This is a genomic window from Streptococcus sp. HMSC065C01 (assembly GCF_001813525.1).
Lineage (GTDB): Bacteria > Bacillota > Bacilli > Lactobacillales > Streptococcaceae > Streptococcus > Streptococcus parasanguinis_V.
In genome coordinates this window covers 1-5,511 of sequence record NZ_KV812814.1, presented here as the reverse complement: position 1 = coordinate 5,511, position 5,511 = coordinate 1, and the positions used below count along the sequence as shown (strand labels likewise).

The window sequence follows — 5,511 nt, the reverse complement described above, 5'->3', positions numbered from 1 at the left end:
CATGTTGAGGCGGTAAGTTTGCTAGTCAAGGAGTAAAACGACGAAGATTAGCATTTACTTCCGCCCATGCGATAGCTGTCCGTGATTGACAAGTGCTAGCACGCAGACAGAACGGAGATAGCGAACCGCTGAGTGTGTCGCTCTGCTCGTAAAAGCTTAGAAACCTTTGAACGAAAGGGATAATGAAAGCCTTGATTGCAAGGCTTTTTGCTTTATGGTGGGTAAGTATCAGAGTGAGAAAATTTTTGGAATGAGTAGAAGTGATAGCTAGAAATTATCAGTTTCTATTTCCATTTACCCTGTGGGTACGTGTTTGTTTCCATTGACAAGGAGTTTGTGGGAATAGAAATGTACCCACCTTGTTTGAATCAAGTGAAGTGTAGTTGAAGGAAATCTGTTGAAAGCAATACTTCATTTTACCGAATAAGTAATAATTTAGGCAACTTCAAATCGATTAAAAAAAACTATTTTAAAGGTTAAGAGTAGACAAAAATTGTCCACTCTTTTTTGCAAACTCAATTTATCAATAAATGAAATGAGGGAATGTAAAATGAAATATTTTGAGGTTGAGTTAGAAAATCCTGATGAATTTTTAAAACTACAAACAGAAGATTTTGTGAAAGCTAATCGCTTGCTACTAAGGAAGATAATCCAGAGCGTTACAGTCTATGAAGAAAACTTCGTCATATCCTTTAAATCTGGCATCGAATTGGAAGTATGAGTCTCATTCCATAACTTTTATATTGAACATATCATCTTGTTGTGTTATACTATAAATTGATATAAACAAAGATGTAGGAGGAACCGAAACTATGACAGCCTCAATGCGTTTAAGATAAGCTGGCAATAAAAAAAGCAGAATCTATACCCGATGATAGGCTTTTTTGTTGTGCTTATTTATACGATATTGAGCATTCATTAGTTACGGTGAGGATATTGGTTATTTAACTATACCTTTATTTAACTATGTCTTTAATATGAATGTTTCCAAATTGTATGTACGCAGACCAAAAGCCACATTGTGGGGTTTGGCCTGCATTTTTTATTGCCTAGAATGCTATTAAAAATAGAAATTCAAGCAAAATAATATGCAGGAGATAATATAAATGGAAAAATACAACAATTGGAAACGAAAATTTTATGCAATATGGGCAGGGCAAGCAGTATCATTAATCACTAGTGCCATCCTGCAAATGGCGATTATTTTTTACCTTACAGAAAAAACAGGATCTGCGATGGTCTTGTCTATGGCTTCATTAGTAGGTTTTTTACCCTATGCGATTTTGGGACCTGCCATTGGTGTGCTAGTGGATCGTCATGATAGGAAGAAGATAATGATTGGTGCCGATTTAATTATCGCAGCAGCTGGTGCAGTGCTTGCTATTGTTGCATTCTGTATGGAGCTACCTGTCTGGATGATTATGATAGTATTGTTTATCCGTAGCATTGGAACAGCTTTTCATACCCCAGCACTCAATGCGGTTACACCACTTTTAGTACCAGAAGAACAGCTAACGAAATGCGCAGGCTATAGTCAGTCTTTGCAGTCTATAAGCTATATTGTTAGTCCGGCAGTTGCAGCACTCTTATACTCCGTTTGGGATTTAAATGCTATTATTGCCATCGACGTATTGGGTGCTGTGATTGCATCTATTACGGTAGCAATTGTACGTATACCTAAGCTGGGTAATCAAGTGCAAAGTTTAGAACCAAATTTCATAAGGGAGATGAAAGAAGGAGTTGTGGTTCTGAGACAAAACAAAGGATTGTTTGCCTTATTACTCTTAGGAACACTATATACTTTTGTTTATATGCCAATCAATGCACTATTTCCTTTAATAAGCATGGAACACTTTAATGGAACGCCTGTGCATATTTCTATTACGGAAATTTCCTTTGCATTTGGGATGCTAGCAGGAGGCTTATTATTAGGAAGATTAGGGGGCTTCGAAAAGCATGTATTACTAATAACAAGTTCATTTTTTATAATGGGGACCAGTTTAGCCGTTTCGGGAATACTTCCTCCAAATGGATTTGTAATATTCGTAGTTTGCTGTGCAATAATGGGGCTTTCGGTGCCATTTTATAGCGGTGTGCAAACAGCTCTTTTTCAGGAGAAAATTAAGCCTGAATATTTAGGACGTGTATTTTCTTTGATCGGAAGTATCATGTCACTTGCTATGCCAATTGGGTTAATTCTTTCTGGATTCTTTGCTGATAAAATCGGTGTAAATCATTGGTTTTTACTATCAGGTATTTTAATTATTGGCATTGCTATAGTTTGCCAAATGATAACTGAGGTTAGAAAATTAGATTTAAAATAAACAATATTGGAGGAATATTTATGTATCTTATTTTCATGTAACTCTTCCTGCTAAAATCGCAGGGTTTTCCCTGCATACAAGCAAATGAAAGCATGCGATTATAGACAGGAGGAAATGTTATGGAATTAATATTAAAAGCAAAAGACATTCGTGTGGAATTCAAAGGACGCGATGTTTTAGATATAAATGAATTAGAAGTATATGATTATGACCGTATTGGTTTAGTAGGAGCAAATGGTGCTGGAAAAAGCACTTTACTCAGGGTACTTTTAGGAGAATTAACTCCCCCAGGATGTAAAATGAATCGTCTGGGTGAACTTGCCTATATTCCCCAGTTGGACGAAGTAACTCTGCAGGAGGAAAAAGATTTTGCACTTGTAGGCAAGCTAGGTGTTGAGCAATTAAATATACAGACTATGAGCGGTGGTGAAGAAACAAGGCTTAAAATAGCACAGGCCTTATCGGCACAGGTTCATGGTATTTTAGCGGATGAACCTACGAGCCATTTAGACCGTGAAGGAATTGATTTTCTAATAGGACAGCTAAAATATTTTACAGGTGCACTGTTAGTTATTAGCCATGACCGCTATTTTCTTGATGAAATAGTAGATAAAATATGGGAACTGAAAGATGGCAAAATCACTGAGTATTGGGGAAACTATTCTGATTATCTTCGTCAGAAAGAGGAAGAACGTAAGAGCCAAGCTGCAGAATACGAACAATTTATTGCGGAACGTGCCCGATTGGAAAGGGCTGCGGAGGAAAAGCGAAAACAGGCTCGTAAAATAGAACAGAAGGCAAAAGGTTCTTCAAAGAAAAAAAGTACTGAAGACGGAGGGCGTTTAGCTCATCAAAAATCAATAGGAAGTAAGGAAAAAAAGATGTATAATGCTGCTAAAACCCTAGAGCACAGGATTGCGGCCTTAGGAAAAGTAGAAGCTCCGGAAGGCATTCGCAGAATTCGTTTCAGGCAAAGTAAAGCATTGGAGCTCCATAATCCATACCCTATAGTCGGTGCAGAAATTAATAAAGTATTTGGGGATAAGGCTCTGTTTGAAAATGCATCTTTTCAAATTCCGTTAGGAGCAAAAGTGGCGTTAACTGGTGGTAATGGAATCGGAAAAACAACTTTAATCCAAATGATCTTAAACCATGAAGAAGGAATTTCTATTTCGCCTAAGGCAAAAATAGGTTACTTTGCACAGAATGGTTACAAGTACAACAGTAATCAGAATGTTATGGAGTTTATGCAGAAGGATTGTGACTACAATATATCAGAAATTCGTTCAGTGCTAGCATCTATGGGGTTCAAACAGAACGATATTGGAAAAAGTTTATCTGTTTTAAGCGGTGGAGAAATTATAAAATTGTTGCTTGCTAAAATGCTCATGGGTAGATATAACATCCTAATAATGGATGAACCCAGTAACTTCCTTGACATACCAAGTTTAGAGGCTTTGGAAATACTAATGAAGGAGTACACCGGAACTATCGTGTTTATCACCCACGATAAACGATTACTCGAAAATGTAGCAGATGTAGTTTATGAAATTAGAGATAAGAAAATAAATCTGAAACATTAAATTTAAGGTAGTCGCTGGTCAGTATAGTCTGTTCTGGTTGGCGACTCCATTGTTAAAGAGTATAAAGACTTTAGATTTTATGAATATTAAAAATAGGAACAGTCAATTGAACTGCTCCTATTTTTCTGCTAAATATATTGTAGTTTTCTTATATGTATAATGATAGATTAGCGGATTCTCATCTACGGTACTTACTTCAAATATGAAGAAGTGATCGCGGTTATCTCTGGACTTTTCCTTATTGAGGACAAAGTAATTCTTACGTGAAGTCGCCATTGTTTTTAGGATATCATCAGTTAGGAAGGTCAATGGAATATTCATGTTAGAGTAGCGGTAGAAGTCACGTTCAAAATCTTGGTAGCTCTCGCTATAATAGTCCATTTGTAGGTGATTACGCTGAAACTCAAGCTGATTCATAGAGCACCTCCTCGACAAGTTCAATACTAATAATGTCTTTTAATTTCAAATTGATGTGACCTGTTGTAGTTTTTATCAAAATGAAATCTTTGGTCAGACTTGGTATTGTTCCAGTGTAGGAAACACGCTTGTTTTTTTCAATCACTTGAATGCGTGTGCGTAGCTGCCCGGCGTATACTTGACTGAGGAGTAATAATTTCTTCTCTAGTGATAAGTCAGACATGTACGTTACTTTGTTTGTATCATCAGAGAGTGCTGATGCATGTTCAGATAGGAAAAAGCCCATCCATTTTTGCATCTTTGTATCCTGGTACTCTCTTGCTGATTGAAATGGTAAATATGAACGGTCAATCATATCAAATCCTTTCTATGCAGAGGCAAGGGTATTTTTATCAAATTGAATCGTAAAACCTTGAATTCCCCCACCTGTGTAACATTCTTTAAAGCGATTGATTACCTCAGTATAGATTATCACAGATGAGCTTGTTGGCTTAATGCTAAATGTAAATTCCAATGGTAATCGGTTTTCAGATTTAGCATGTACTAGTCGTATCGATATTTCAGTTGTTTTGAGTTTTCTCTGACGAAGTTTTGAAGTTGCTGTTTCAACGATTCCATGTAAAAATCTTTCAAGCATTTCAATATCATTACATCCTTTGCTACGGATTTCTGAAAATTGTACTGTATTTTTTTCTTGTTTCATTTTAATCCCTCCAATCCACCCGCGGAATGACCACCGATAAGTTTACTGCGTTCAATATTTCTGGAACCTTCAGTTAGGACGGTTCCTTTTTGTATGGCTAAAAAACCAAACTGTTCTCTGACAACATCAATAGCTGTCTGAAGTCTATTATCTTTTTCAATTTGTTCTACATCATCAAAGAGTGATAGTAGAGTATAGCTTTCATCTACGAAGCCACTATAAGATACACCAATTTGTCTCACTGCACCAGAGGTGTATTTTTTCGGAATAATACAAGTACATGACTCACCATTGTTTTGGGGAGATTTGCGGGTTCAATTTTATTCTGAGCATTTATAGATTTTTTCATCTCAGTCCTAGAATAGCCAATATGAATAGAAACGACAGTAGTCAATACTAGGGCTACTGTTCCGTTCCACAGTATCATTTAAAAATCATTTTCACACCCTTTCGTCTATTAGTATAGAAGAAAGCTCTCAGCACA

General features: G+C 36.5%; 7 protein-coding genes. 3 read left to right on the top strand and 4 right to left on the bottom strand.

Annotated features, from left to right (window positions below):
- Positions 1 to 550 precede the first annotated feature (550 nt).
- The 3 genes from HMPREF2918_RS00170 (at position 551) to msr(D) (ending at position 3,907) form a co-directional block, all read left to right on the top strand.
- Positions 551 to 721: a hypothetical protein gene (locus tag HMPREF2918_RS00170; RefSeq protein WP_000873143.1), complete on the top strand. Its 171-nt coding sequence runs from the start codon at positions 551 to 553 to the stop codon at positions 719 to 721.
- Positions 722 to 1,106: 385 nt separating this feature from the next.
- Positions 1,107 to 2,324 carry a macrolide efflux MFS transporter Mef(A) gene (gene mef(A) / locus HMPREF2918_RS00165; RefSeq protein ID WP_000417519.1) on the top strand — a complete coding sequence of 406 codons (1,218 nt, stop codon included), beginning with the start codon at positions 1,107 to 1,109 and terminating at the stop codon, positions 2,322 to 2,324.
- A 119-nt stretch (positions 2,325 to 2,443) separates the two neighbouring features.
- Positions 2,444 to 3,907, top strand: coding sequence for an ABC-F type ribosomal protection protein Msr(D) (gene msr(D), locus HMPREF2918_RS00160; protein WP_000420313.1), 1,464 nt, complete (start codon positions 2,444 to 2,446; stop codon positions 3,905 to 3,907).
- Positions 3,908 to 4,024: 117 nt separating this feature from the next.
- Here the strand turns inward: msr(D) and HMPREF2918_RS00155 are convergent, their stop codons facing one another.
- From HMPREF2918_RS00155 to HMPREF2918_RS00140, 4 genes are read right to left on the bottom strand one after another with little or no spacing between them, the layout of a single operon-like run.
- A complete protein-coding gene (locus HMPREF2918_RS00155) occupies positions 4,025 to 4,324 on the bottom strand; it encodes a DUF5960 family protein (RefSeq protein WP_001072467.1) in 300 nt (99 codons plus the stop codon).
- Positions 4,311 to 4,679, bottom strand: coding sequence for a hypothetical protein (locus HMPREF2918_RS00150; protein ID WP_000567222.1), 369 nt, complete (start codon positions 4,677 to 4,679; stop codon positions 4,311 to 4,313). Before HMPREF2918_RS00150 ends, HMPREF2918_RS00155 begins: the two co-directional genes overlap by 14 nt.
- A 12-nt stretch (positions 4,680 to 4,691) precedes the next feature.
- Positions 4,692 to 5,027: a DinB/UmuC family translesion DNA polymerase gene (locus HMPREF2918_RS00145; RefSeq protein ID WP_000806926.1), complete on the bottom strand. Its 336-nt coding sequence runs from the start codon at positions 5,025 to 5,027 to the stop codon at positions 4,692 to 4,694.
- A complete protein-coding gene (locus HMPREF2918_RS00140) occupies positions 5,024 to 5,269 on the bottom strand; it encodes a hypothetical protein (RefSeq protein WP_001813542.1) in 246 nt (81 codons plus the stop codon). Before HMPREF2918_RS00140 ends, HMPREF2918_RS00145 begins: the two co-directional genes overlap by 4 nt.
- Positions 5,270 to 5,511 lie beyond the last annotated feature (242 nt).

Bases quoted from the DNA above. Each gene is read 5' to 3' on its own strand.
- HMPREF2918_RS00150 (WP_000567222.1), bottom strand. From the start codon at position 4,679: ATGATTGACCGTTCATATTTACCATTTCAATCAGCAAGAGAGTACCAG.
- HMPREF2918_RS00155 (WP_001072467.1), bottom strand. From the start codon at position 4,324: ATGAATCAGCTTGAGTTTCAGCGTAATCACCTACAAATGGACTATTAT.
- HMPREF2918_RS00170 (WP_000873143.1), top strand. From the start codon at position 551: ATGAAATATTTTGAGGTTGAGTTAGAAAATCCTGATGAATTTTTAAAA.
- HMPREF2918_RS00145 (WP_000806926.1), bottom strand. From the start codon at position 5,027: ATGAAACAAGAAAAAAATACAGTACAATTTTCAGAAATCCGTAGCAAA.